26 protein-coding genes are annotated in these 22,894 nt (G+C 68.5%); 11 read left to right on the top strand and 15 right to left on the bottom strand.

Annotated features, from left to right (window positions below; all coding sequences use genetic code 11):
• Nucleotides 1–18 precede the first annotated feature (18 nt).
• The 3 genes from rad50 to D1409_RS12975 form a co-directional block, all read right to left on the bottom strand.
• Nucleotides 19–2,718, bottom strand: a complete 2,700-nt coding sequence (gene rad50 / locus D1409_RS12985; RefSeq protein ID WP_123537410.1) for a DNA double-strand break repair ATPase Rad50 — start codon at nucleotides 2,716–2,718, stop codon at nucleotides 19–21.
• The gene (mre11, locus tag D1409_RS12980; RefSeq protein WP_123537409.1) at nucleotides 2,715–4,043 is read right to left on the bottom strand and encodes a DNA double-strand break repair protein Mre11; all 1,329 of its coding nucleotides are present in this window, start codon (nucleotides 4,041–4,043) and stop codon (nucleotides 2,715–2,717) included. The genes rad50 and mre11 overlap by 4 nt, the downstream gene beginning before the upstream one ends.
• Nucleotides 4,044–4,224: 181 nt before the next feature.
• On the bottom strand, nucleotides 4,225–4,491 hold the full coding sequence (locus D1409_RS12975; protein WP_123537408.1) for a MarR family transcriptional regulator: 267 nt from the start codon (nucleotides 4,489–4,491) through the stop codon (nucleotides 4,225–4,227).
• Between the two features lie 248 nt (nucleotides 4,492–4,739).
• Between D1409_RS12975 and pan1 the strand changes: the two genes are divergently transcribed.
• Nucleotides 4,740–5,951, top strand: coding sequence for a proteasome-activating nucleotidase Pan1 (gene pan1 / locus D1409_RS12970; RefSeq protein WP_123537407.1), 1,212 nt, complete (start codon nucleotides 4,740–4,742; stop codon nucleotides 5,949–5,951).
• Nucleotides 5,952–6,060: 109 nt separating this feature from the next.
• Nucleotides 6,061–6,201: a hypothetical protein gene (locus tag D1409_RS24555; protein ID WP_164471675.1), complete on the top strand. Its 141-nt coding sequence runs from the start codon at nucleotides 6,061–6,063 to the stop codon at nucleotides 6,199–6,201.
• A gap of 94 nt (nucleotides 6,202–6,295) precedes the next feature.
• On the opposite strand, the gene D1409_RS12965 is transcribed toward D1409_RS24555, so the two are convergent.
• Nucleotides 6,296–6,493, bottom strand: coding sequence for a DUF5800 family protein (locus D1409_RS12965; protein ID WP_123537406.1), 198 nt, complete (start codon nucleotides 6,491–6,493; stop codon nucleotides 6,296–6,298).
• 138 nt (nucleotides 6,494–6,631) lie between these two features.
• Here D1409_RS12965 and D1409_RS12960 point away from each other — a divergent pair, with 138 nt between their 5' ends.
• Genes D1409_RS12960 through D1409_RS12950 form a run of 3 tightly spaced genes read left to right on the top strand, consistent with a single transcriptional unit; the run spans nucleotide 6,632 to nucleotide 9,430 of the window.
• A complete protein-coding gene (locus D1409_RS12960; RefSeq protein WP_123537405.1) occupies nucleotides 6,632–7,792 on the top strand; it encodes a polymer-forming cytoskeletal protein in 1,161 nt (386 codons plus the stop codon).
• Nucleotides 7,793–7,830: 38 nt separating this feature from the next.
• Nucleotides 7,831–9,012, top strand: a complete 1,182-nt coding sequence (locus D1409_RS12955; protein ID WP_123537404.1) for a redox-regulated ATPase YchF — start codon at nucleotides 7,831–7,833, stop codon at nucleotides 9,010–9,012.
• A 22-nt stretch (nucleotides 9,013–9,034) separates the two neighbouring features.
• The gene (locus D1409_RS12950) at nucleotides 9,035–9,430 is read left to right on the top strand and encodes a histone acetyltransferase (RefSeq protein WP_123537403.1); all 396 of its coding nucleotides are present in this window, start codon (nucleotides 9,035–9,037) and stop codon (nucleotides 9,428–9,430) included.
• A 24-nt stretch (nucleotides 9,431–9,454) separates the two neighbouring features.
• Here the strand turns inward: D1409_RS12950 and D1409_RS12945 are convergent, their stop codons facing one another.
• Complete coding sequence (locus D1409_RS12945) at nucleotides 9,455–9,889, bottom strand: DUF7124 domain-containing protein (protein ID WP_123537402.1); 435 nt, start codon at nucleotides 9,887–9,889, stop codon at nucleotides 9,455–9,457.
• A 156-nt stretch (nucleotides 9,890–10,045) separates the two neighbouring features.
• Between D1409_RS12945 and D1409_RS12940 the strand changes: the two genes are divergently transcribed.
• Complete coding sequence (locus tag D1409_RS12940; RefSeq protein ID WP_123537401.1) at nucleotides 10,046–10,666, top strand: histidine phosphatase family protein; 621 nt, start codon at nucleotides 10,046–10,048, stop codon at nucleotides 10,664–10,666.
• Nucleotides 10,667–10,908: 242 nt separating this feature from the next.
• Here D1409_RS12940 and D1409_RS12935 read toward each other — a convergent pair whose 3' ends face one another.
• Complete coding sequence (locus tag D1409_RS12935) at nucleotides 10,909–11,973, bottom strand: guanosine monophosphate reductase (protein WP_123537400.1); 1,065 nt, start codon at nucleotides 11,971–11,973, stop codon at nucleotides 10,909–10,911.
• A gap of 109 nt (nucleotides 11,974–12,082) precedes the next feature.
• A complete protein-coding gene (locus tag D1409_RS12930; RefSeq protein ID WP_123537399.1) occupies nucleotides 12,083–12,937 on the bottom strand; it encodes a UbiA family prenyltransferase in 855 nt (284 codons plus the stop codon).
• A gap of 126 nt (nucleotides 12,938–13,063) precedes the next feature.
• Here D1409_RS12930 and D1409_RS25745 point away from each other — a divergent pair, with 126 nt between their 5' ends.
• Nucleotides 13,064–13,633 carry a lycopene cyclase domain-containing protein gene (locus D1409_RS25745; RefSeq protein WP_123537398.1) on the top strand — a complete coding sequence of 190 codons (570 nt, stop codon included), beginning with the start codon at nucleotides 13,064–13,066 and terminating at the stop codon, nucleotides 13,631–13,633.
• A gap of 4 nt (nucleotides 13,634–13,637) precedes the next feature.
• Here D1409_RS25745 and D1409_RS12920 read toward each other — a convergent pair whose 3' ends face one another.
• Complete coding sequence (locus D1409_RS12920; protein WP_123537397.1) at nucleotides 13,638–14,009, bottom strand: hypothetical protein; 372 nt, start codon at nucleotides 14,007–14,009, stop codon at nucleotides 13,638–13,640.
• 136 nt (nucleotides 14,010–14,145) lie between these two features.
• Here D1409_RS12920 and D1409_RS12915 point away from each other — a divergent pair, with 136 nt between their 5' ends.
• Nucleotides 14,146–15,459, top strand: coding sequence for an MFS transporter (locus D1409_RS12915; protein WP_164471674.1), 1,314 nt, complete (start codon nucleotides 14,146–14,148; stop codon nucleotides 15,457–15,459).
• A 14-nt stretch (nucleotides 15,460–15,473) separates the two neighbouring features.
• Here D1409_RS12915 and D1409_RS12910 read toward each other — a convergent pair whose 3' ends face one another.
• Nucleotides 15,474–16,376 carry a hypothetical protein gene (locus tag D1409_RS12910; RefSeq protein WP_123537395.1) on the bottom strand — a complete coding sequence of 301 codons (903 nt, stop codon included), beginning with the start codon at nucleotides 16,374–16,376 and terminating at the stop codon, nucleotides 15,474–15,476.
• Nucleotides 16,377–16,443: 67 nt separating this feature from the next.
• The gene (locus D1409_RS12905; protein ID WP_123537394.1) at nucleotides 16,444–17,565 is read right to left on the bottom strand and encodes a pyridoxal phosphate-dependent aminotransferase; all 1,122 of its coding nucleotides are present in this window, start codon (nucleotides 17,563–17,565) and stop codon (nucleotides 16,444–16,446) included.
• A gap of 233 nt (nucleotides 17,566–17,798) precedes the next feature.
• Here D1409_RS12905 and D1409_RS12900 point away from each other — a divergent pair, with 233 nt between their 5' ends.
• On the top strand, nucleotides 17,799–18,449 hold the full coding sequence (locus D1409_RS12900) for a DUF6517 family protein (protein WP_123537393.1): 651 nt from the start codon (nucleotides 17,799–17,801) through the stop codon (nucleotides 18,447–18,449).
• Nucleotides 18,450–18,509: 60 nt separating this feature from the next.
• On the opposite strand, the gene D1409_RS24550 is transcribed toward D1409_RS12900, so the two are convergent.
• The 5 genes from D1409_RS24550 to D1409_RS24540 all read right to left on the bottom strand — a co-directional run bounded on the left by D1409_RS24550 (nucleotide 18,510) and on the right by D1409_RS24540 (nucleotide 21,267).
• Nucleotides 18,510–18,650 (bottom strand): hypothetical protein, encoded by a 141-nt coding sequence (locus D1409_RS24550; protein ID WP_164471673.1) that lies wholly within the window; start codon nucleotides 18,648–18,650, stop codon nucleotides 18,510–18,512.
• A 74-nt stretch (nucleotides 18,651–18,724) separates the two neighbouring features.
• Nucleotides 18,725–19,432, bottom strand: a complete 708-nt coding sequence (locus D1409_RS12895) for an SDR family NAD(P)-dependent oxidoreductase (RefSeq protein WP_123537392.1) — start codon at nucleotides 19,430–19,432, stop codon at nucleotides 18,725–18,727.
• Between the two features lie 54 nt (nucleotides 19,433–19,486).
• Complete coding sequence (locus tag D1409_RS24545) at nucleotides 19,487–19,624, bottom strand: hypothetical protein (protein WP_164471672.1); 138 nt, start codon at nucleotides 19,622–19,624, stop codon at nucleotides 19,487–19,489.
• A gap of 273 nt (nucleotides 19,625–19,897) precedes the next feature.
• The gene (locus D1409_RS12890; RefSeq protein ID WP_123537391.1) at nucleotides 19,898–21,061 is read right to left on the bottom strand and encodes a thiolase family protein; all 1,164 of its coding nucleotides are present in this window, start codon (nucleotides 21,059–21,061) and stop codon (nucleotides 19,898–19,900) included.
• Nucleotides 21,062–21,117: 56 nt separating this feature from the next.
• A complete protein-coding gene (locus tag D1409_RS24540; protein WP_164471671.1) occupies nucleotides 21,118–21,267 on the bottom strand; it encodes a hypothetical protein in 150 nt (49 codons plus the stop codon).
• Nucleotides 21,268–21,382: 115 nt separating this feature from the next.
• Here D1409_RS24540 and D1409_RS12885 point away from each other — a divergent pair, with 115 nt between their 5' ends.
• Nucleotides 21,383–22,003 (top strand): GNAT family N-acetyltransferase, encoded by a 621-nt coding sequence (locus tag D1409_RS12885; protein ID WP_123537390.1) that lies wholly within the window; start codon nucleotides 21,383–21,385, stop codon nucleotides 22,001–22,003.
• A 64-nt stretch (nucleotides 22,004–22,067) separates the two neighbouring features.
• Nucleotides 22,068–22,769: a metallophosphoesterase gene (locus D1409_RS12880; protein WP_123537389.1), complete on the top strand. Its 702-nt coding sequence runs from the start codon at nucleotides 22,068–22,070 to the stop codon at nucleotides 22,767–22,769.
• Nucleotides 22,770–22,894: the final 125 nt, after the last annotated feature.

Below are 22,894 nucleotides of genomic sequence, written 5' to 3'. Positions count from 1 at the left end.
GCCACTGGTCGTCCGCGCTCAGTCGTCGGCGCCGATGGCTTCGGCGAGGCGGTCCTCGGGCTCCTCACGGACCACGGTCGAGCGGTTCGTGGTCGAGTCCTTCTCGACGCGGACGAGGTCGTCGGCGGCACCGACGAGTTCCTCGTCGTGGCTGACGACGAGGATCTGCTCGACGCCGTACTCGCGCATCGCCTCGACGAGTTCCACGAGTTGAGAGACGTGCCCCGAATCGAGGAACACGGTCGGCTCGTCGAGGATGAGCGGCGGCATGGGCGCGGCGCCCTCGATGCCTTCGGCGAGGAGGCGGTAGATGGCACAGCGGAGGCTCAGGTTGAACAGGGCACGCTCGCCGCCGGAGAGCTGTTCGGGGTCCAGCGGCTCGCCGTCCTTCTGGAAGACGGTGAGCTCGTAGTCGCCCGAGAGCTCGATCCGGGCGTAGGAGTCGTTCTGGTAGACGAGGTCGAAGATCTCGTTGAGCATGGCCTGGAGGCTCTCGACGTTGCGCTGGCGGAGTTCGGCGCGCAGGTCGCCGTACATCCGCTGGAGCTGGTCGGCCTCCTCGTACAGCGAGTCGAGCCACTCGACGCGGTCGGCCAGGTCCTCGCGGCGCTCCCGGAGATTCTCGAGCTCCTCGATCTCGTTCTCGACGCCGCCGATCGCGCTCTGTAACTCGTCGCGTCGCTCGCGCAGGTCCTCGAGCTTGGCGTCGGCCTTCTCGACGTACTCCGCGGCCTGATCGCGCTGGTCACGCGCCTTGTCGACGCGGTCCTCGTCGAACTCCTCCTGGAGTTCGGAGCGGCGCTCGCGCTTCTCGACGAGGCGTTCGCGGCGCTCGTCGTTGGTCTCTTCGAGGTGCTCGCGGCGTTCGCGGAGACGCTCGACCGCGTCCGTGGCGTCGGCGATGGCGTCGAGCAGATCCTCGACGCGCTCCAGGCGCTCCCGGCGTTCTCGGACGGTTCCGCGCTCCTGATTGATCTCGCCGACGCGCTCGCGGCAGTCGTCGGCGGCTGCCGCCTCTTCCTCGGCCGCCTCGCGTTTCTCCGCGGCCTCGGACTCGTGTTCGGCCGCTTCCGCCCGGAGCGTCTCGACCTGCTCGGCCTTCTCCTCGAGCGTCGACTCTCGTTGCTCGATCAGTTGCTCGACGTTCGAACGGTTGGTCCGGCAGTCGTCGGCCTCGCTCTCGACCTCGACGAGTTCCTCGGCTCGTTCGAGTCGGTCTTCGAGGTCGCTCTGGCGCTCGCGTGCCGCCGCGAGGTCGTCTTCGAGTTCGGCGAGTCGCTCGCGGTCGTCGTCGATGGACTCGACGTGCGGAGAGTCGTCCACGTCCTGACCGCACTCGGGGCATTTGCCTTCCGCGAGCAGTTCCTCGGCCTCCTCGATACGCTCGCGCTGATTCTCGACTTCCGCTTCGAGCCCTGCGACGGTCTCGCGGACCTCGCTCAGTTCGTCCGCGACGTCCTCGCGGAACGAGTCGGCCTCGCCGAACTCGACCGGGGCGTCCTCGAACTCGGCTTCGAGCGACTCGATGCGCTCGCCGAGGGTCTCGACTTTCTCCCGTCGGTCGGCGAGGTTCGCCCTGGCCTCGGCCACCTCCGATTCGAGGTCCTCGGCCCGCTCGCGCTCGTCCTCGGCCTGCTCGTCGAGGTCGCCGGCGCTCTCGCGCAGGTTCTCCGCCTGATTGGTGTGCTCGGTCACGTCCGCGGTGACCTCCCGGAGACTCTCCTGTAGCTCGTCGTCGCGCTCGTCGAGCGCGTCGAGTCGCGCGTCGACCGCGTCGGGCGTCGGCGGGTCCTGTGCGGACCCCTCCAGGTCCGTCTCGGGGAGCAGTTCGACCAGTTCCTCGCGACGTTCCTCGCGGGCGTCGCGGTGGTCGGCGATGTCGTCGGAGATGTCCTCGCGGTCGCGCTCGGTCTCGGATATCTGTTCGCGCAGATCCTCGATATCGGACTCGAGGTCCGCCAGTTCCTCACGCTTCTCCTCGTAGCGCTCCAGGATGTCGACGGCCTGGTCGCGGGTCTCGACGGCCTTCTCGCGCTGTTCCTCGAAGCGGTCGATGTCGCCCGCGACGTCCTCGTGTTCGGTCCGCAACTCGTTGAGCCGCGCGTGGAGGTCTTTCTCCTCTTTCTCCGCTATCTGGTCGTCGAGCTGGGAGAGCGACCCCTGCTTGTCCTGGCGGACGCGGTCGACGCCGACGCGGGCGTCGCTGGCGCGCTCGCGGTAGTCCTCGAGTTTGCCCAGCTGCAGGAGCGAGTCGAGCATGTCCTGGCGCTGGCTCGGCGAGGCGTTGATGAGCTTGTTCACCTCGCCCTGCCGGACGTACGCGCAGTTGACGAACGCCTCGGCGTCCATCCGAAGGAGGTCCTCGACGTACGCGCGAACGTCGCGCGCCCCCTCGATGGTCTCGCTCGGCGCTTCGAGGACGCATCTGGCGGTCTGAGCCTGCTCGCCGGTCGCGCGGACGCGACGTTCGACGTGGTAGGACTCGCCGCCGTGGGCGAACCAGAGTTCGACCTCGGCGTCGTCGGCACCGATCGTGACGACCTCGTCCAGCGTGTTCTGGAGCGCCTTCGAGCCGTAGAGTGCGAAGAAACAGGCTTCCAGCAGCGAGGACTTGCCGCTGCCGTTGAGGCCGTGGATGACCGTCACGCCGCGGTCGAGACGCACGTCCGCGTCGTCGTAACACTTGAAGTTCGAGAGCCGGATCCGGTCGAACCTCACAGGTACTCACCCATGGTCGACTGGTCTTCGGGGTCTTCCCGTCCGTCCGACCCCGTGTCGGAACCGGTCGCCGAGTCGTCGGGAACCACCCCGCCATCGGCCGTCGTCTCGGCCTCCTCGTCCGGTGCGGACCCGTCGGTCTCGGTGTCGACCGGCTCCTCTGAGTTCCCGGAGTTCGTCCCGCTGGCCTCGTCGCTCTCGGGGGACAGGTCGGCGGATTCGAACTCGGCGGGGTCGCCCGCTTCGACGAGGTCGGCGACCTCCGACTGGACGGTCTCCGCGACGTTGGAGTCGGCGACCTTGCTCGCGCGGACGGTCTCGTCGAGCGACCGGGCCGCGCCGCTGAGACCGAGTTCGCGGACGCGGTCCCGGACGGCGTCGTCGGGGTCGGCGAAGGAGACCTCGCGCTCGACTTCCTCGGGCGTCTCCCGGCGGTCGGTGACGCGGGCGACGAGCGCGCCGCGGTCGAGCGCGAACTCCTCGACCGCGGCCGGCGTCACCGGTTCGCCGTCGCCCTCGATGGTCACGACGACGACGGCGTCTTCGAGGTCGTACTCACCGACGCGCTGGCGGACGCGCTCGACCCCCTCTCCCTCGCCGAGCTCGACGTCGACGAAGACGAACTCGCGGGTGTCGAGGCCGCGGCGTCGGACGTCCACGCCGTCGTCGAAGGTGACGAGGTTGTAGCCGCGTTCGGCGCGCTCGGCGGCGCTGGTCCGCTCGGTCGACCCGCAGTAGGTGACCCAGGTGTCGTCGACCTCGACGGTGTCGGGGTGGTGGTTGTCGCCGAGGAGGAGCGCGTCGAACTCCACGTCAGCGGCGTCGAACACCGCCGTCGGGTCCCACTCGCCGAAGTCGAACGGTTCGAACAGGCCGTGGGTGACCAGCGCGGCGTGGTCGCAGTCGTGCGTCCCGCAGTCCATCTCGAACCCGTCGCGCTGCGAGCGCGGGACGAAGTCGAGTCCGTAGAAAGCGGTCGATCCGACCTCGACCGGGTCGGGGCCGAGTCGGGTCGCGAGGCCGAGCGATTCGAAGAGGTCGAGCCACTGGCCCTCGCGTTTGGCCTCGTGGTTGCCGACGATAGCCAGGAAGGGCACGTCGGCGTCGTCGAGGGTTCGCAGGACCTCGAGGGTCCCCATGATGTCGTCGAGGGTCGGTCGCCGGTCGTGGAAGAGGTCGCCGGCGTGGACGACCGCGTCGACGTCGTCGGCCACGGCGTCGTCGACCACCTGCCGGAACGCGTCGAGATAGTCCCGTTTGCGCTCCGACCGGTGATACTGCCGGTAGCCGAGGTGGGTGTCCCCGGTGTGTATCACGCGCGTCATCTGGGACCGGCTACGAAAGCCCCGCCTAAAGAGGTGTCGCGAGCGCGGTGAAAGTGATTCCGGCGCGTACGATCTATCTACCGGGCGGACCGGCGAAACGAACGGTCACGACGACAGCGACGAAACCGAACGGACCGGGCAGTCATTCGACGTCGAACGTGTACGAAGTCGAGCGCGCCGATCACTCGATGTCGAGCGTGTAGATTCGCTTGCGCGCGTCCGCGAAGGAGAACCGCGAGCTGACCACGTCCACGTCCTCGAGGCGGTTGAGGGCGTACCGGACCGTCCGGGGCGGCAGGAGGGTCTCTTCGGCCAGCTGGCTCTGGGTCAGGGCGTCGTTGTACTCCAGCGTCTTCGCCACCAGCTTCGCGCTGGGGGGCAGGTCACGCACGGCGTCCCAGCCGTCTTCCGACGGCGATTCGGCCTCCGCAGTCTCGGGGGTGCTCATCGTGTATCCGGCTTTTGGATACAGCCTAATAATATTTCCCGTTTCGAATAATAACCCGTGTGAATCTATCGGCAAGAACCGCGCCAGCACTTCGCGAGTAGGACGAGTGAGTGGGTCGTGATAACATGTACCTCGATTTAATCGCCGGAACCGCTGTACGGAGGCCGACGTTCCCGGAATCTGTCCGGTCGGCAATAGACCCGATCGACCCGAAACCTCTTATTATCCCGTCCGCTAGCAGGGGTGTAATGACCGACACCGTGGACGAGGTGGACCTGCCGTACGACGACGACGCGTCCCAGCAGGAGAAGATCGAAGCGCTCGAGGAGCGGCTCGAGGTGCTCGAGTCCCAGAACGAGGAGATGCGGGACAAGCTCCTCGACGCGAACGCGGAGAACAACAAGTACCAGCAGAAGCTGGAGCGACTGACCCACGAGAACAAGAAGCTCAAGCAGTCGCCGCTGTTCGTCGCCACGGTGCAGGAACTGACCGACGACGGGGTCATCATCAAACAGCACGGCAACAACCAGGAGGCCATCACCGAGGTCACCGAGGAGATGCGCGACGACCTCGAGCCGGACTCCCGCGTCGCCGTCAACAACTCCCTGTCGATCGTCAAGAGCCTCGAGGACGAGACCGACGTCCGCGCCCGCGTGATGGAAGTCGAGGAGTCGCCGGACGTCACCTACGCCGACATCGGCGGCATCGAGGAGCAGCTCGAAGAGGTCCGCGAGACCGTCGAGATGCCCCTCAAGAGCCCCGAGATGTTCGAGGACGTCGGCATCGAACCGCCGAGCGGCGTCCTCCTCCACGGCCCGCCCGGCACGGGGAAGACCATGCTCGCGAAGGCCGTCGCCAACCAGACCGACGCGACCTTCATCAAGATGGCCGGCTCCGAACTCGTCCACAAGTTCATCGGCGAGGGCGCCAAGCTCGTCCGCGACCTGTTCGAACTCGCGCGCCAGCACGAGCCGAGCGTCCTCTTCATCGACGAGATCGACGCCATCGCGGCCAAGCGAACCGACTCGAAGACCTCCGGCGACGCCGAAGTCCAGCGCACGATGATGCAGCTGCTCTCCGAGATGGACGGCTTCGAGGAGCGCGGCGAGATCCGCATCATCGCTGCGACCAACCGCTTCGACATGCTGGACCGGGCCATCCTCCGCCCCGGCCGCTTCGACCGTCTGATCGAAGTGCCCAAGCCGGACGCGACGGGCCGCGAGCAGATCTTCAAGATCCACACGCGCAGCATGAACCTCGACGAGGAGCTGGACTTCGCCCAGCTCGCCGAGATGACCGGCGAGGCCTCCGGTGCCGACGTGAAGGCCGTCTGCACGGAAGCCGGGATGTTCGCCATCCGCGACGACCGCACCGAGGTCCGCATGCAGGACTTCCTCGACGCCTGGGACAAGATCCAGTCCGAAGACGAGGAAGAAGACGTCTCGCGCACGTTCGCGTAATCGGTCATCGGTCCACCTCTTTTCACACGAGTCGGTCCGTTCGTTCGACTGCCGCTCTCTGCTGCCCGAGCGCCAGAATCACTAAGGCCTCAGCGTCCGTCCCGTCGGTATGAACGCGTTCGACCGATTCGACCACCCGGCGTGGGTCACGGCCGCCGCGACGCTCGTCAGTTACGGGCTGATACTGCTCCTCATGTTCGTCGCGCTGTTCGTGATTCCCTTCCTCGTCTACTCGCAGGTCGTGGCCTGAGCAGCGCTCGTCGTGGCCTGAGCGGCGCTCGCTCGACCGAGCCGCTGCTATCGACGGCCGTCACGACCCCTCGGGCGGGAGGGCGATCAGCGCGTCACTGAATGATGTCTCTGATCCGCCGCGGCTGACCCGAGAGCGCGGGGTTCTTCTCGACAATCTTCAGCACTTCGTGGTCGGTAATCTCGGGGTATGGTTTGTCGATGGCGTCCTCGACGAGCGACTTCTTCAGGCGGAAGTCGTGGCCCTCGTAGACGACGTCTACCCCCTGCTCGTCGAAAGAAAGTGCGGTCATGTCTCCCGGTAAGCCGCCGACGATTAAATATCTGGAGGTGTGGTCCGAGCGCCGCCGCCGCGGCGCCGTCAGACGAGCGTCAGACGCCCGTCGTGCGCGTCGTGAGGGTTTATTACGCCGGAACTCGCTTGGGAAAGTGTGCCGATCCGCTCGGACCCACTCGACGAACTCGCCATCCCCGACGGGACCACGGTCGAAGAGCACGACTTGGTGACCGACGGGGACGTGATCGTCGGCGGCCAGAGCACCGTCGAGTTCGGGGTCCGCGGCGACGACGTGATGGCCGGCGAGCGCGTGACGTTCGGCGGCCACATCGAAGCGGAAGGCGACTGCAGACTGGACATGTGGAGCGAGGTCGAAGAGGACGTGCTCGTCGGCGGCGACGCCTACCTCGGCGAGCGCGTCCACGTCGGCGGCGAACTCAAAGTCGCCGGCAACGTCGACATCGGCGACGACGTGGACATCGCCGAGAGCTTCGAGGCGAGCGGCCACATCGTCATCCGCAACCCGATGCCGACGGTCGTCTTCCTCGTGGTATACCTCTCGCAGTTGCTCCGCATCGGCGAGGAGGAGGCCGCGGAGGACCTCGCGAGCCAGCTGGTCGACGCCGACGAGGAGGAGGCCCAGCCCGTGGTCCTCCCGCGGGGCGCCCGCGTCAGCGACGACGCGTGGCGCGTCTCGACGCCGGCCACCGTCGGTGACGACTGCCGACTCCACGGGAACATCCGCGCAGAGTCCCTGACCGTCGGCGCCGACAACACCATCTTCGGGAGCCTCCGCGCCCGCGGCGACGTGACCGTCGGCGAAGACACGGAGATCAAAGGCGACGTGACCACCCGCAACGGCGACGTGTCGATCGACCGCGGCGCGACCGTCTGGGGCGACATCTCCGCCGAGGACGTGGCGCTCCACGAGCACGCCGTCGTCGAGGGGAAGATCCGCGTCAGCGGCGAACTCACGCAGGTCCGCGACGCGCTCGGTCCCGACCCCGAATCCGATGGAGAGGACGAGACCGCCGCGGAATCAGAAACCGCAGAATCGGAGACACCGAAGTCCGAGACGGACGACGCCGAGACGGTCGGCGAGGAGCAAGAGACGGGAGACGACGAAGTAGCCGAGGCCGACGACGATGCGGCCGAAGTCGATTCTGACAGCGAGTCCGCGGACGACTCGCCCGCGATCGAGAGCCGCGAGTCCGTCGAGGCGGAACTGGACGGCGTCGTCCCGATGATGGGCGAGGATCCGACACACAGCGAGAACGGTCACGACGAGGACGCCGAACTCGCGGAAGTCGAGTAACCGAAAGCGGCTTTTCCCGGCCCGCAGTACTCCGTAGCATGCTCTCTATCGCGCTTGCCGGCAAGCCCAACGCCGGCAAGTCGACCTTCTACAAGGCGGCGACGATGGCCGACGTGGACGTGGGCAACTACCCGTTCACGACCATCGACGCCAACCGCGGCGTCACGCACGTCCGCACCGACTGCCCCTGTCTCGACCTCGACGAACGTTGCGGCCAGGAGAACTGCCACGACGGCAAGCGCTTCGTCCCGGTCGAACTGCTCGACGTGGCGGGGCTGGTCCCGGGCGCTCACGAGGGGCGCGGCCTCGGCAACCAGTTCCTCGACGAACTCTCCAACGCCGACGCCATCCTCCACGTCGTCGACGCCTCGGGCGGAACGGACGAGGAGGGCGAACCCATCGAGGTGGGCGAGCACGACCCGGTCGAGGACCTCCAGTTCATCGAGGAGGAGATGGACCTCTGGCTGGCGAGCATCGTCGACCGCAACTGGGAGGGGATCGAACGGGCCTCCCGCTCCCCCGACTTCGATATCGACGAGGAGCTGGCGGATCTGTTGACCGGCGTCGGCGCCACCGAACTCGACGTGGCGCGCACCCTCCGCGACCTGGACTACCCGGACGACCCGATCCAGTGGACCGACGAGCACCGCGAGGAACTGGCCGGCGAGATCCGCGAGCGGACGAAACCGATCGTCGTCGTCGCGAACAAGGCCGACGTGGCCCCGCCGGAGAACCTCCAGCGGCTCAAGGAGCGCAACGAGGCGACCATCCCGACGACCGCGGACGGCGAGCTGGCCCTCCGGAAGGGGAGCGAGGCCGGCATCGTCGACTACGACCCCGGCGACCCGGACTTCGACATCGTCGGCGACCTGAGCGACCAGCAGGAGGCGGGCCTCGAACAGATCCGCGAGGTGATGGCCGAGTACGGCGGCACCGGCGTCCAGCAGGCCCTCGACACGGCCGTATACGACGTGCTCGATCAGATCACAGCGTACCCAGTCCAGGACGAGACCCACTGGACCGACGGACAGGGCAACACCCTGCCCGACGCGTTCCTCCTCGGGTCCGGATCGACGCCGAAAGACCTCGCCTACGCCGTCCACTCGGACATCGGCGACGGCTACCTCCACGCCGTCGACGGCCGGAAGGACATGCGGATCAGCGACGAGCAGGAACTCGAAGAGGGCGACGTGATCAAGATCGTCTCGACGGCGAACTGACCCAGCGAAGCACGACCGGGAGATGACAGAGACGATTCCCCCGAGCGATCTCCGACCGAGTCAACTGTACGTCAGCGCCGAGAAACTGGCCACAGTCCTCGACCGGATCGACGGACCGGACCACGAGTTCGGCCCGCTCACGGTCTACGAGTTCGACGGCGAGCGCTATCTGACCGACGGCCACACGCGGGCTTTCGCGGCGTATCTCACCGGCGCCGAGACGGTGACCGTCGAGTACGACGAGGGACTGGCCGAGCAGCACGACATCGCGCTCTACCGGGAGTGTATCGGATGGTGCGAAGAGGAGGGTGTCGAGCGCGCCCCGGATTTCGCCGGTCGCGTGCTGGCGCCCGACGAGTACGAGCGGAAGTGGCTCGACCGCTGTCAGCGGGCGGCCGAGCGGCTCGACGGCGACTGAGTCGGTCCTGGAGCGGTCCGCGAATCACTCAGAGTCCGAGAGGCGTGCCCAGAGTCGGCCGAGGAGCCCCGAATCGGACGACTCCCCGTCAGCGAGGTCCCAGCCGGCCGCCTCCGCGACGTCCGCGGGGCGGCGGAACTCCCACCCGGTCGCGTCGGCCACGCGGCGGTCCTCGGGCGTCGTCCCGACGAAGACGTGCCGCGGCGCGTCGCTGGACTCCCGGATCCCCTCCATCGCCAGCCAGATATCTCGGTCGCCGAGTTCGAAGTCCTGCGCGAGGGCGTGGTCGGCGACGAACGCGGCGACGGCGTCGGTGTCGTTCGAGACGACGCCGACGTATCTGCACCACTCGCGGGCGTCCTCGAACACGGCAGCGGGGTCCGCGAACTCGCGGATGGCCGCGAGTTCGAACGCGAGGGTCATCTCGCCGTCCCGTCCGCCCTCGGCGTCGACGCTCATGGACGGGTGTTAGGCCGCCCCGCGTAAAGCAACTGGCCGCGCGACGCCGAGCGGGACGCGCGTATCCAACAGACGCTGGGAACGGATCCCGGTTGCCTCTCGGGAGCACAGGGGAGTGATCAGAATCCTCATGTCGTCATTGGTCTATCGAAGGATATGACAACGATAGTTGCAGTCCGACACGGTGAGACCACGTGGAACCGGAAGCAGCGGTTGCAGGGCTGGGCGCCTGCGCCGCTCACCGACCTCGGTCGAGAGCAGGCCGGTCAGCTCGGCGCAGCACTCACAGCGGGATACGATATCGACCGCATTCTGTCGTCGGACCTGTATCGGACGGAGGAGACGGTCGAAATTCTGCTCGAACACGTCGACGCGCCCGTCACGTTCGAATCGGCGTGGCGCGAACGCGATATCGGCGTCTACCAGGGCTTGCTGTTCGACGAGATGTTCGAGCGGTTCCCCGAGCACGATCTCGGAGAGAGTGGCCCAGAAGCAGCGCACAGACGAGCGGAAAGCGGTGAAAGTCTCGTCGACGTTCGCGACCGTGTCCTCGAACGGTGGGAGACGACACTGGCCGAGTGTGACTCGAGTGAGACCGTCCTCGTCGTGACTCACGGTGGCCCCATTCGCCTGCTTCTCGGACACCTGAAGGACCTCGACATCGTCGAAGCGATGACGGAGCAGTCACAGGGGTACTGCTCGATGAACGAGTTCGAGTTCGACCACGAGACAGGCGCGGTGCGGATCGTTCGGGAAAACGACACCAGCCACTGCTGATTCGTCAACCTTCGCTGCACTGCATGCCGATGGCACGTCCCACCACGAGTTTCCCCCGGAAGACCGGGAACGTGTCCCTGTAAGACCGGGACCCTTCCCTGTAAGACCGGGACCCTTCCCTGTAGGACCGGGACCCTTCCCTGTAGGACCGAAAACCTGCCCAGAAACCGGCAGCTTGTCAGAGCGGCTAACGCACTGTATCGAACATCCGACGACGGGCCGTTCAGCCCGTACCGGGCCCGTCAGTCGTCGACGACGACGGTCTCCCAGTCGTGGTCGCCGTGGGCGCCCTCGCGCTCCTTGGCGGCCTGGTCGACGCCGATAAACTCGGCCTTCTCGCGAGCGTCCGGGATGGTGTGGCCGCCGCAGTAGGAGAGGCCCGAGCGGATGCCCGCACAGAACTCGGCGGCCACGTCGGCGAGTGGGCCCTTGTACTCGGTGAACCCCTCGACGCCCTCGTCGGCGTCGACGTCGGCGCCCGCGTCTTCCTTATCGGAGCGCTCCTCCGCGGCGGCGGTCGTCGCCATCCCCCGGGACTTCTTGTAGCGTTCGCCGTCGACCTCGACGATCTCGGGCGGCGTCTCCTCCGTGCCGGCGAAGAGCGACCCCATCATCACGGTGTCGGCGCCGGCCATCAGCGCCTTGACGGCGTCGCCCGACGAGCGGATGCCGCCGTCAGCGACGATGGGGATACCCAGGTCGTCGGCCGCGTCGGCGCAGTCGTCGACTGCGGTGAGTTGCGGGACGCCGGCGCCCGCGACCCGTCGGGTCGTGCAGTGGCTCCCGGGACCGATGCCGACTTTCACGCAGTCGGCGCCGGCGGCGTGGAGGTCCCTGACGCCCTCCGGTGTTGCGACGTTGCCGACCACGAGGTCGGTGTCGGGGAACTCCGCGCGGAGGCGTTCGACGGTGTCGAGACAGCGCTCGAGGTGACCGTGAGCCACGTCGACCATCACGCAGTCGGCGCCGGCGTCGACGACGGCGGCCGTGCGGGCGACGGCGTCCTCGGCGATGCCGACCGCCGCGCCGACCTGCTGGCCCGCGTCGACCACGCGCTCGACGGCGGCGGCCTGTTCGTCGGCGCTCAGGAAGCGGTGGATCGTGCCGAACCCGCCGGCACGGCCGAGCGCGATGGCGGCGTCCGGGCCCGTCACCGTGTCCATCGGCGCCGAGAGGAGCGGCGTGTCGAGTTCGATATCGGCGGTCAGACGCGTCGAGAGGTCTACGTCGCTCCGGCTGTCGACGGGCGACCGCTGTGGTACCAGCAACACGTCGCCGTACGACAGTCCGGTTCGGAGATCGTCCATACCGCCACAAGCGTAACCGGTCCGGCGGGAAAACGCTGGCGGTGCTCCGAACGGGTATCCAACCCCTACCGGAACGAACGCTCGCCGGCCGCCGACGCCTCCCGCGAATTCACCCCAGCGGCCGGAACCACACCGCGGCGACGAGGACGGCGAGGAAGAGGTACGAGCCGCGGATGAGCAGCATCGTGGCGAGTTCCGGGTCGGCCCGACGCGCGACGAGCGCGACCGCGCCGAAGACGAGCGGCGCGGCCCCGGCGCTCGGCGGAATCTGTCGGAGGCCAGCGGCGAGGAGGAGGACGGCGACCATCCCCGTCGCCATCAGGGCGTAGGCCGCGCGGTGGGCGCCTCGCTTGCCGAGGACGACAGCGACCGTTCGCTTCTCGATGGAGCGGTCGTAGTCGTAGTCCTGCGCGTCGTCGACGACCTTGATCCCCGAGAGGAACAGCAGGAAGACGCCCGCGAGCCCGAGGACCGCTGGAGTGAGTTCCCCCGCCTGCGCGTAGAACCCACCGAGGAGCGCGAGCGCGATGCCGGTCGGGTACCCGGCGGTCGCACCGACGGTGTGCGTGTCGAGCTGTGGCGCGTGGAAGTAGCCGAGCGCCCACGTCGGCGCCGTCAGCGCGACGGCACCCGGTCCCGCAGTCACCCACAACCCGGCGAGCGCGGTCAGGAATCCCGTGGTGGAGCCGACGAGCGCGCGTCGACACGCCCGGGCCGAGAGCGGGTGGTCGTCGTCCTCACCGCGCAGGTGGAAGTCGACGTAGCCGTCCTTCACGTGAGCCGTGTAGACGGCGAAGAAGAGCGCCGTGACGTGGAGGGCGGCGACGGCGGGCGTGACGCGCCCAGCGAACACCGCGCCGAACAGCGACGCCGCCAGCGGCGGTAACATGAAGACGGGATGCACCTGCGAGAGGAGTGCGCGCGCGACCTCCCCGACACCGCTGGCGTGAGTGGGCTCACCCATGTTGGACGGAACGGGTCATAGCCACAACGTTCTTTCGCAGAGTCAGGTCGTCGACGGCGATCGTTCGGGACTTCCTTCCGCTCCGGGACCACCGCCGCTCATGTGCGTGGCGACGCTTTGGACGGTATGGACAGCGGACGCGGGCGCCGCCCGAGCGCGGCGCTGTTCGGCCTCGGCGTCGTCGTGCTCTGGCTGACGGTCGACGGATTCCTCCCGCCGTTTGGCGCGCTCGCGGCGCCCCTCTGTTTCGCCGGTGCCGCCGGCGCGCGGGTCCTCCCGCCGGACCGAGCGCGGTCGGTGCTCGCTGGCGCCGCGACGCTCGGTCTCCTGGTCCTCGCCGTCGCCGTCGCCGCCGAGCCGTTCGACGGCGTTCCGCTCCCGGACATCGGCGTCCTCGGACCCTACACGTATCTCGCGACGGAGGTTGCGTTCGGGACGGTCGCCCTCGTGCTCCTGGTGCGAGCGGGCCGGGACGCCCTCCGCCGTACGGGCCGGACCGTCGCGGTGATCTATCCGCTGGCGTACGTGTGGGACTGGTACACGCTGGAGGTCGGCGTGTTCGCCATCCCGCTCCGGACGGGCGTGGAGCTCGTCGGCATCCCGCTGGAGGAGCACCTGTTCATGGTGGTCGTCCCGGCGCTCGTGCTCGGCGTCCACGAGACGCTGCACGGCCGGGCGAATGAGGACGAGGAGTGACGACTCAGACCAGGCTGTCGTCGTCGAAGACGAACGCCGAGACGTGAGAGGCGAGGCGTCTGGCGTCGTCCTCGGTCTGAGCGTGGAGTTCGCCCGCGACGTGGCCCGTCTCGCCGCCGACGTGTTCGGTCTCGGAGAGCGGGTCGACGCCGACGGAGTACGAGCGCAGCGACCGCACCTGGTCGCGGAGTTTCCGGAGGGCCGACTCCGAGAGTTCGCTGTCGAGGTGCTGGAGGTCGTAGCGGACGACGAACCCCCGCTCGCCCTCCCGGACGGCGACCACGGGGAGCCCGCGGTCCGCACAGCGGTCCCACAGCGACCGCCCCTCTGCCTTGCTCTCGTAGGTCGGGACGTTCGACGGGGCCAGTTGGTCCATTACAGTCGAATACGGCTGCGAGACGTTTTTACGTTGCGCCTGCGGCCACCGATCCCGCCGTCCGCTCACCTGTCGGACAGATTATTTCAACGGCGTTCAGGGAACCGTGAAGTCACCGCCGGTCGTCCGTCCGACCGTGCGCGTCGACCTGTCGAGTCCGCGGGCGCTTATCCGCCGATACTACCTGTTCCAGGCGCTCGCGGCGGTCGGGTTCATCTCGCCGATCTTCGCGCTGTTCGTCCTCCGCGACCTGACGTATCCGCAGTACGGGACCCTGAGTGCAGTTTACTCGCTGCTCCTCGTCGCCGGCGAGATCCCGACGGGGTACGTCGGCGACCGAGTCGGGCGCCGGGACACGCTCGTTGCGAGCAAGGTCGCGCTAGCCGCCTCCCTGCTGGGGTTCGTCGCAGTCGACTCCTTCGCGTCGTATCTCGTCGTGTACGTCGTCTGGGCGCTGGGGATCGCGCTGACCTCGGGGACCGGGAGCGCGTGGCTCTACGAGGTGCTGGAGTCGACGGTCGGCGAAGACCAGTTCACCCGCGTCCGCGGTCGCGGACAGGCGATCGCCCGCTGGTGTTCGGCCGTCACGACCGTCGGCGGCGCCGTCCTCTACGGGCTGGACCCGCGCTACCCGTTCGTCGCCGCCGGCGCGCTCATGCTCGTGGGCGCCGGCGTGATCGCCACGCTCCCCCGAACCGAGCAGTTCGAGAGCGGCGAGACGGGCGGCCCGACAGTCAGGGAGGCGCTCCCACTGCTCCGCGACCGGATCGCGAAGCCCCCGCTCCGGACGTTCGTCCTGTTCGCCGCGCTCCTGTTCGGCGTCGTCGGCGCCGGCAACCAGTACGTCCAGCCGATCGCCGTCGCCGTGGTCGAAGGCGTCGACCTCACGGGCCTGCCGGGCGTCGGCGCGCTCGCGGGTGCGGTCGGTGGCGGCTCGCTCCTGGCGGGTCTGCCGGTGACGGCCGCGACCGGGCTCGGGCCCCTCTACGCGAGTTTCGCCGTCGTCGCCGCGGCGGTCAGCTACTACGCCGGACCGATCGAGGCGCGGTTCGGTCTCCGTCGAGTGATGGCCGCTGCGGCGCTCGCGCTCGTGGCCGCGACGCTGGTGCCGCTCGCCGTCCCGCTCGCGGCGTTCGCGACCTTCTACCTCCTCCGGGCGGTCCACTACCTCCTCCGGCCGATGGTCGAGGGGTACGTCAACGACCGCGTCGAGGACGTGGGGCGCGCGACGGTCCTCAGCGCCGTCTCGATGGTGTTCGGGCTGGCGCGGACGCCGTTCGTCGTCCTCGCGGGCGTCGCCGCGGGAGCACGCGGCCCGGTCGCGGCCTACGGCGCGCTCGGCGTGCTCCTCATCGCGACCGCGGTCCCCCTGGCCGTGTTCGGATCGCCGTTCCCCTCGGCGTCCCGCGCCGACACCGCCGACGGCTCCGTCGGCGAATCGGTCGATTGAATCGCTCTCGACGGTCAGATCGCGCCGCTCAGGAGCGCCGCGACGCCGAAGGAGACGAGCGCGAGCGCGACGCCGGCGGGCCCGGCCCTGACTCGACGACGGATCTGCCGACGCACCGTCTCGCCGGACCGATCCGCGAGGACAGTTCCGGGACCGCCGACCGCCATCCGACCGTCGGTGCTCCCGAAGACGGTGACGGTGTCGCCGGGTTCGATGCGGACCTCCGAGTAGCCCCGCGAGCGGTCCGGGTCGTCGAGGCCGGCGTCGTTCGCGTACTCCGTGACGCGTTCGGAGACGCCGTCGCGCTCCCGGGCGACGAAGTCCGGGGACGACCGACCGCCGACGGACCACACGTCGAACGTCGCCGCGCTCGGGTTCACCCGGATCCGCTCGGTGTCGGACTGGACGACGAACGTCGTCCCGCCCGAATCGTGGCGGATCGCCGGGGGTCCGCCGCGGCGAAAGAACCCGGAGTGCTCGCTGACTCGGATCGCCCACGCCAGACACGATTCGCCGCTGAGCGGCGCCGAGACCGTCTCCCCGCCCCCTGCCTCGGCGACACCGGCGACGAACTCGCCGTCGCGGAGTCGGCGGTACCGACGCAGGTTGCTCAGGGCGAGCGCGACGCAGAACAGGCCCACGCCGAAGCCGAGAACCGCGAGGTTGGCCGGCAGCCAGAACCGCTCGCCCTCGTCGGGGATCTCGCCGACGGCGGCGAGCCAGGCGAATCCGGTGAAGAAGACCAGCATCGCCCCGAACCCGGCCCAGCGGTCGAACCCCAGCGGACGAGTGAGCGTCCCGACGCGTGCGAAGAGGTTCGCGTACCGGGCGAAGAGGTAGCCGACCGCGAGCGCGGGGAGGAGGACGGTGAGCAGAAAGACCGCGGCGACGACCACGGTGACTGCATCTGCGAGCATACCCGGTCGTGTCTCGCACGCGCCGATAAAACCCAGTGACTCACCGCGACACCCTCGCAGACGGGCGCTACCTGACGGCCTCGTACGCTTCGCCCATGACGTCGAGCGCTTCCTTCAGCGTCTCCACGTCGACGGCGTAGGAGATGCGGGCGTAGCCCGCGCCGTGTTCGCCGAACGCGTCGCCGGGGACGACGACGACGCCGCGGTCGATGACCTCGTCGACGAACCCGTCGGGCACTTTCGGCATCGCGTAGAAGGCGCCGTGGGGCGTCGGGCAGTCCAGTCCGATGTCGGCGAGGCCGTCGAGGAGGACGTCGCGGCGCTGTTCGAACGACTCGACCATCTCGTCGACGCAGTCCTGCGGGCCGGTCAGCGCGGCCTCGGCGGCGTACTGCGAGGCGGCGGTCGCACAGGCCTGTCCGTACTGGTGGACGCGGAGCATCCGCTCGATCCGCCGATTGCTCCCGGTGACCCAGCCCAGCCGCCAGCCCGTCATCGAGTACGTCTTCGAGCAGGCGCCGACGACGACGACGTTGTCGGTCTCCGCGAATTCGAGCGGCGAGCGGTGCTCGCCCTCGAAGACGATGTGTTCGTACACCTCGTCGGAGAGGCAGAGCACGTCGTGTTCGTCCGCGATGCGGGCGAACTCGCGCATGTCGTCGGGCGACTGGACGGCACCGGTCGGGTTCGCCGGGCTGTTGACGACGAACGCCGCCGTGTCGTCGGTGATGGCCTCCTCTACCGCCGCGGGGTCCATCGTCAGGTCGTCGCGGAGGCCGACGGGTTTCGGTTCGCCCCCAGCGAGTCGCGTGAGCGGGTCGTAGGAGACGAATCCGGGGTCGGGGAAGATGACCTCCTCCCCGGGGTCGACGTGGGCCTCCAGGGCGATGTGGAGCGCCTCGCTCCCGCCCGCGGTGGCGATGACGTCGTTGGGGTCGACGTCGATGCCGCGGTCCTCGTCGTACCGGCCCGCGATGGCTTCCCGGAGCGACTCGGTTCCCTTGTTCGAGGTGTACTCGTCCGCCTTCCCCGCCCGGATCGCGTCGATGGCGCCCTCGCGGGCGTGTTCCGGCGTCGGGAAGTCGGGCTGGCCGAGCCCGAGGTTGATCGCGTCCTCGCCCGCGGCCTCGAAGACCTCGCGGATACCGCTTATCGACATCTGCTCGACTCGACGAGAGAACTCCGTCATACCATCACCGGGGGCGCGCTCCCCGATAATTGTTGAGGGTCCGCCCCGGTCGATCACCTCCCGGATCCCCCAGCCCCGACCGAATCGTCTCGAACCCACCCAGTTATTGATGTTTAAATTACACACTCGGATCGACCGACCGGCCGAACGCCCGAGAGCGGCGACAGGTCAGTGAAACTGACCGAATATCGGTCACCAGCACGTTTACCCGGATGCTGATACAATAGCGGGTAATGAGTGCCCATCGAGTAGTCGCGGCGGTGGCCGTCGTCCTCCTGACGGTGACGGCCGGTTGCGGGTTCATCACGGGACAGGACGCGGCGACGTTCAGCGCGTCGCCGGCGACGGTCGGCGACAGCACGCAGTCGGACACGGGATACGAGGAGCAGGCCGTCGAGGCGTCGGTCGTCACGCGGAACTTCAGCGCCGCGGGCCAGACTCGACAGGTCGAGGTGACCAACCAGCAGGCGAGATACGAGCGGGCGGTCGACCTCGGGCCGCTGGGCTCGCAGCGAGCGGCGGTGTTCGTCACGTTCGCCAGCCCGGAGGTCGAGGTGGCGACCCGGACGTTCAACCCCATCGCGGACATGTCCACGCGCGAAGTGCTCCAGCAGTTCCAGTCCCAGTACGAGGGGCTCACCGTCGGCGACCGCGTCGAGGAGCGAAGCGTCCGAGCGCTCGGCTCCGACCGAACGCTCGAGAAGTACGAGGGCACGGCGACCATCGGCGGGAGCGAGATGGACGTGTACGTCCACGCCGCGAAGTTCAAACACGACGGCGACTACGTCGTGACGGTCGCGATCTACCCGCAACAGCTCGACGGCGAGGAGGAGAACGTCGTCGCTCTGATGGGGGGCATGGAACACGACAGCGGGGAGGAGTGAGCGACCGCCGGTCCGCACCGGGGCGAGACTGACCGGCTGTCGGTACTCGGGTCGCTCTGTTCAGATCAGTACGAGCCAGGCGACGAACACCGCCAGGAACAGCGCGGCCGTCAGTAGCAGTACCCGACCGCTCACCATCAGTTCCGGCCCCATGGGCGTGGATTGCTGCCGCGAATCGTCGCCACCACCGATACCATCCATACAGACACGTGGCGCCAGCGACAGTTACCTGTTTCCTCCAGGCCCGCGAACGCCCGAGGACGTGCCGATAGCAGTCAGAACTCCTCGACGTGCGGGCGCAAGTCGAGTTCGAGCGTCCACGCCGATCGGTCCTGTTCGACGAGGTGCCAGTAGCTCTCGGCGATCTCGTCGGGGTCGAGGAAGCTCTCCTCGTCGCGGTCGGGGTTCGCCTCGGCAGCACCGGGTGTGAGTATCTGCCCGTCGATCACGACGTGAGCGACGTGGACGCCTTCGGGGCCGAGTTCCCGCGCCATGCTCTCGGCCATGCCGCGAGCGGCGAACTTCGCCGCCGAGAACCCGATGGCACCGTCCCGCCCACGGAGCGCAGACGTGGCGCCGGTGAAGACGATCGTCCCGCCGTCCCCCGCGACCATGTCCCCCGCCGCCTCCTGTGAACAGACGAACGCGCCGCGGCCGTTGACGGCCCACGCGCGGTCGACGTCCTCGACCGACGCGTCGAGGAGCCCGTTCCACGACCCCGCGCTCGCGTGATTGACGAGCACGTCCACGGGGCCGAATTCCTCGCGGATCGTCTCGAACGCCTCCCTGATCTCCCCGGGGCGTTCGAGGTCGGTCGGGACAGCGAGTCCCTCGCCCGATTCCGGCAGGTCGTCGGCGAGGTCTCGAAGGTACTCCGCCGACCGCGCGAGGAGCGCGACCTGACAGCCCTCGCCCGCGAACTTGCGAGCGAGCGATTCACCGAGTCCGGGACCGACGCCGGCTATCACCGCTGTTCGTGTCATACTCGGATCTCGGGCGCCAGCGACTAAGTGGCTCGGGCGACCGGGCCGGTCCGCTCAGAGGAGCCAGAACAGCCCGGCGACGAACCCGATCATCACTACCAGCATCAGTATCAGGAAGAGTCCACTCGGCGAGGAGTCCGATCCGTCCGGCGGGCGGGACGAGGAGAGGGGACCGTGCGATCCGATATCCATGGATCAACACTATCCTGTTGACCTAATAATATTTCGCCGGGGGTGGACCGCCGACGCTCACTCGCGACGGCGCTGGCGGGTCCATCTACCGCAACACCGCCTACCGCGACAGCAACACCATCACCGCCCCGCCAGCGCCGACGCTCACTCGCGACGGCGCTGGCGGGTTCCACCACGGCCCCGCCCTTACCGCGACAGCAACACCATCACCGCCCCGCCACCGCCGACGCTCACTCGCGACGGCGCTGGTGGGTGCATCTACCGCAACACCGCCTACCGCGACAGCAACACCATCACCGCCCCGCCACCGCCGACGCTCATCCCCACCACCCCGTAGTCGTGGTCCTCCCGGACCATCGCGTGAGCGAGTGTCGTCGATAAAATCCCGCCACTGGCGCCGATGGGATGGCCCAGCGCCACCGCGCCGCCGAGGGGGTTCAACCGCTCCTCGGGGATCTCGAGTCGGTCGCGGACGTACACCGTCTGGGCGGCGAACGCCTCGTTCACCTCGTAGTGGTCCACGTCGTCGACCGCCAGGTCGTTCCGGTCAAGGAGTCGCTCGATCGCGTCGCCGACGGCCTGCGAGAACTCCGCGGGGTCCCGGTAGGCGACGGCGTAGTCCTCGACGTGGACCATCGGCCCGAGCCCGTGTTCGCGGGCCGTCTCGGCGCTCGCGAGCAGGACGCCGCCCGCGCCGTCCGCGAGTTTCGACGCGTTGCCGGGCGTGATCGTCCCGTCCTCGCGGAACGCCGTCGGGAGCTGGGCGAGCCTGTCGAGGGACGTGTCACCGCGCGGCCCCTCGTCCTCCGTGACGAGGTGGTCGCCCACCTCGACGGGGACCAGTTCCTCGTCGAAGCGACCCTCCTCGATCGACTCGGCGGCGCGGCGATTGCTCCGAAGCGCGTACCGGTCCTGTGCCTCCCGGGAGATATCGTGTTCCTCGACCAGGTCCTCGGTGAGCCCGCCCATGTGAGCGTCGTAGCCCACGTCCCACAGCGCGTCGAACACCATCGCGTCCACCATCTCGGTGTTCCCGTGGGGCCGCCCCTCGCGCATCTCGCGGACGAGATACGGGGCGTTCGACATCGACTCCATGCCGCCCGCGACGGCGATGTCGGCCCGGCCCGCGTCGATGCGGTCCGCGGCGAGCATGATCGCGCGGAGTCCCGACCCGGAGGCTTCGTTGACCGTCGTCGCCGCCGTGTCGTCGGGGAGACCGGCACGGACGACCGCCTGTCGTGCGGGGACCTGTCCGACGCCGGCCTGGACGGCGTTCCCGAGTCCCACCCAGTCGAGGTCGTCGGGCGCCACGCCCGAGCGGTCGACGAGGTCTTCGAGCACAGTCGCGCCCAGGTCCGGCGCGCGCACGTCCGAGAGCGAGCCCAGCATCGCGCCGTGAGCGGTCCGCGCACCGTCGACTATCACTACGTCTGCCATACCGACAGGTTCGCGTGGCTACAGTATCGTCCTTTCGCCGGTTCAGCGGTCGCGATTCACTCTTCCGCCGCCTCGCGCAGGTCGGAGATGTGGTCTCGCAACACCGTCAGCGTCGCGTCGGCGTCGGCGTAGCCCTGGTCGTACTCCCCGAGCGTCGTGTCGGTCCTGTCGAGAAACTCCTCGACCGCGTCGTCGAGATCCGTCATACTCGCCCGTCGAAGCCCCACGGGGATAAGTCTCCCCGGACCGGTCGCGTCGAGTCGCGCCACGCCCTCCCACGGGCGGGAAAGCGCTTTTCCGCTGGCCCGCACCCGTAGACGTATGTCCGACCTCTTCCCCGAACGCATCGAGACCGAGCGCCTGGTGCTGGAACCGGCGACGACGGAGACGCTCGACCCGCTCGACCAGTACGAACACGTCCGCGAGGGCGCGCCCCACATCGACGATATCACGGAGTACGTCACGTGGGAACCCCACGAGACGCCGAAGGAGACCGAGGAGTTCCTCGAACTGATCACCGAACAACGCGAGAGCGGCGAGGGTGCGACGTACGCGATCCGGCCGAAACCCGGAGAGGACGGCGCGGGCGAGTTCGCCGGCTTCACCGGGATCACCGTCGACTGGGACGCCAGAAGGGCGACCTTCGGCGCGTGGCTCCGCAAACCGTTCTGGGGACGGGGCTACTCCGGCGAGCGCGCGGCGGCGTTCATGCCGGTCGCCTTCGACCGCCTCGACCTCGACGCCGTCGTCGTGACCGTCCACGAGGGCAACGAGAAGTCCCGCAAAGCCGTCTCGCGGTATATCGAGGCCCACGGCGGCCACCGCGAGGGGCTCCTGCGGAACTTCGAGGTGAACATGGACGGCTCCGTGGTCGACGTCCACCGCTTCACCGTCACCGCCGATGAGTACCGCGAGGCGACGGGCGACGGGGGCGACGAGTAGCGAATCCAGATGCGGGCCGGCGGGTGCGTCAGGCATTTGCCCGCCGGGCGCAGAGTGGACAGCGATGGACCCCGACTACCGCGACCGGGCGGTGTACGTCGACGGCACGCTCGTCCTCGCGGACCTGCACTTCGGGAAGGGGGCGGCCTCGTCCGTCGAGTTCCCCATCGGCGCCGGCGAGGACTGCGCGGAGCGCCTGACCTCGTTACTGGAACACTTCGAACCCGAGGAGGTCGTGCTGGCCGGCGACGTCTTCCACTCGTTCGATTACGTCCCGGATTCGGCCGAGGACGCGCTCTCGCTGGTCTCGGAAGCGGTCCGCGACGCGGGCGCCCGCCTCGTCGTCGTCGAGGGGAATCACGACACGATGCTCGACTCGGCCTACGCGGGCGACCTGCACGCCGAGTACGTGTTGGAGACCGAGGGGACGGAGACGGTCGTGGTGACCCACGGCCACGAGGAGCCCGAACGGACGGCCGACAGTTACATCGTCGGCCACGACCACCCGGCCATCGAGATCGAGGGCCAGAAGCGCCCCTGTTTCCTCGTCGGCGGCGGCGCGTATCGCCGGTCGGACGTGTTCGTCTTGCCGCCGTTCAACCGCCTCGTCGAGGGGCTGTCGGTGAACGGTCGACTCGGTGGGTCGCGGCCGGAGTTGTCGCCGCTGGTGACCCGTGTCTCGCAGTTTCGCCCCGTAGTGTACGATGAAGAGAGCGAAGAGACGCTAACCTTCCCCCCGCTCGGCCAGTTCTCTCGGATGCTGTAGTTTCGGTCTCTTCTGTTCGTGTTCGAGTTGGATCGTCTGCAGTGGACAGTTGGCGTCGAAAGCTCTCGACCCGCTCGCTAGGTGTTACATCGACCACGACTGACAGCAAGCGACGAAAGCCCTCG

Source organism: Halosimplex salinum (assembly GCF_003730195.1).
GTDB lineage: Archaea > Halobacteriota > Halobacteria > Halobacteriales > Haloarculaceae > Halosimplex > Halosimplex salinum.
This window is presented reverse-complemented; position numbering and strand designations above follow the sequence as displayed.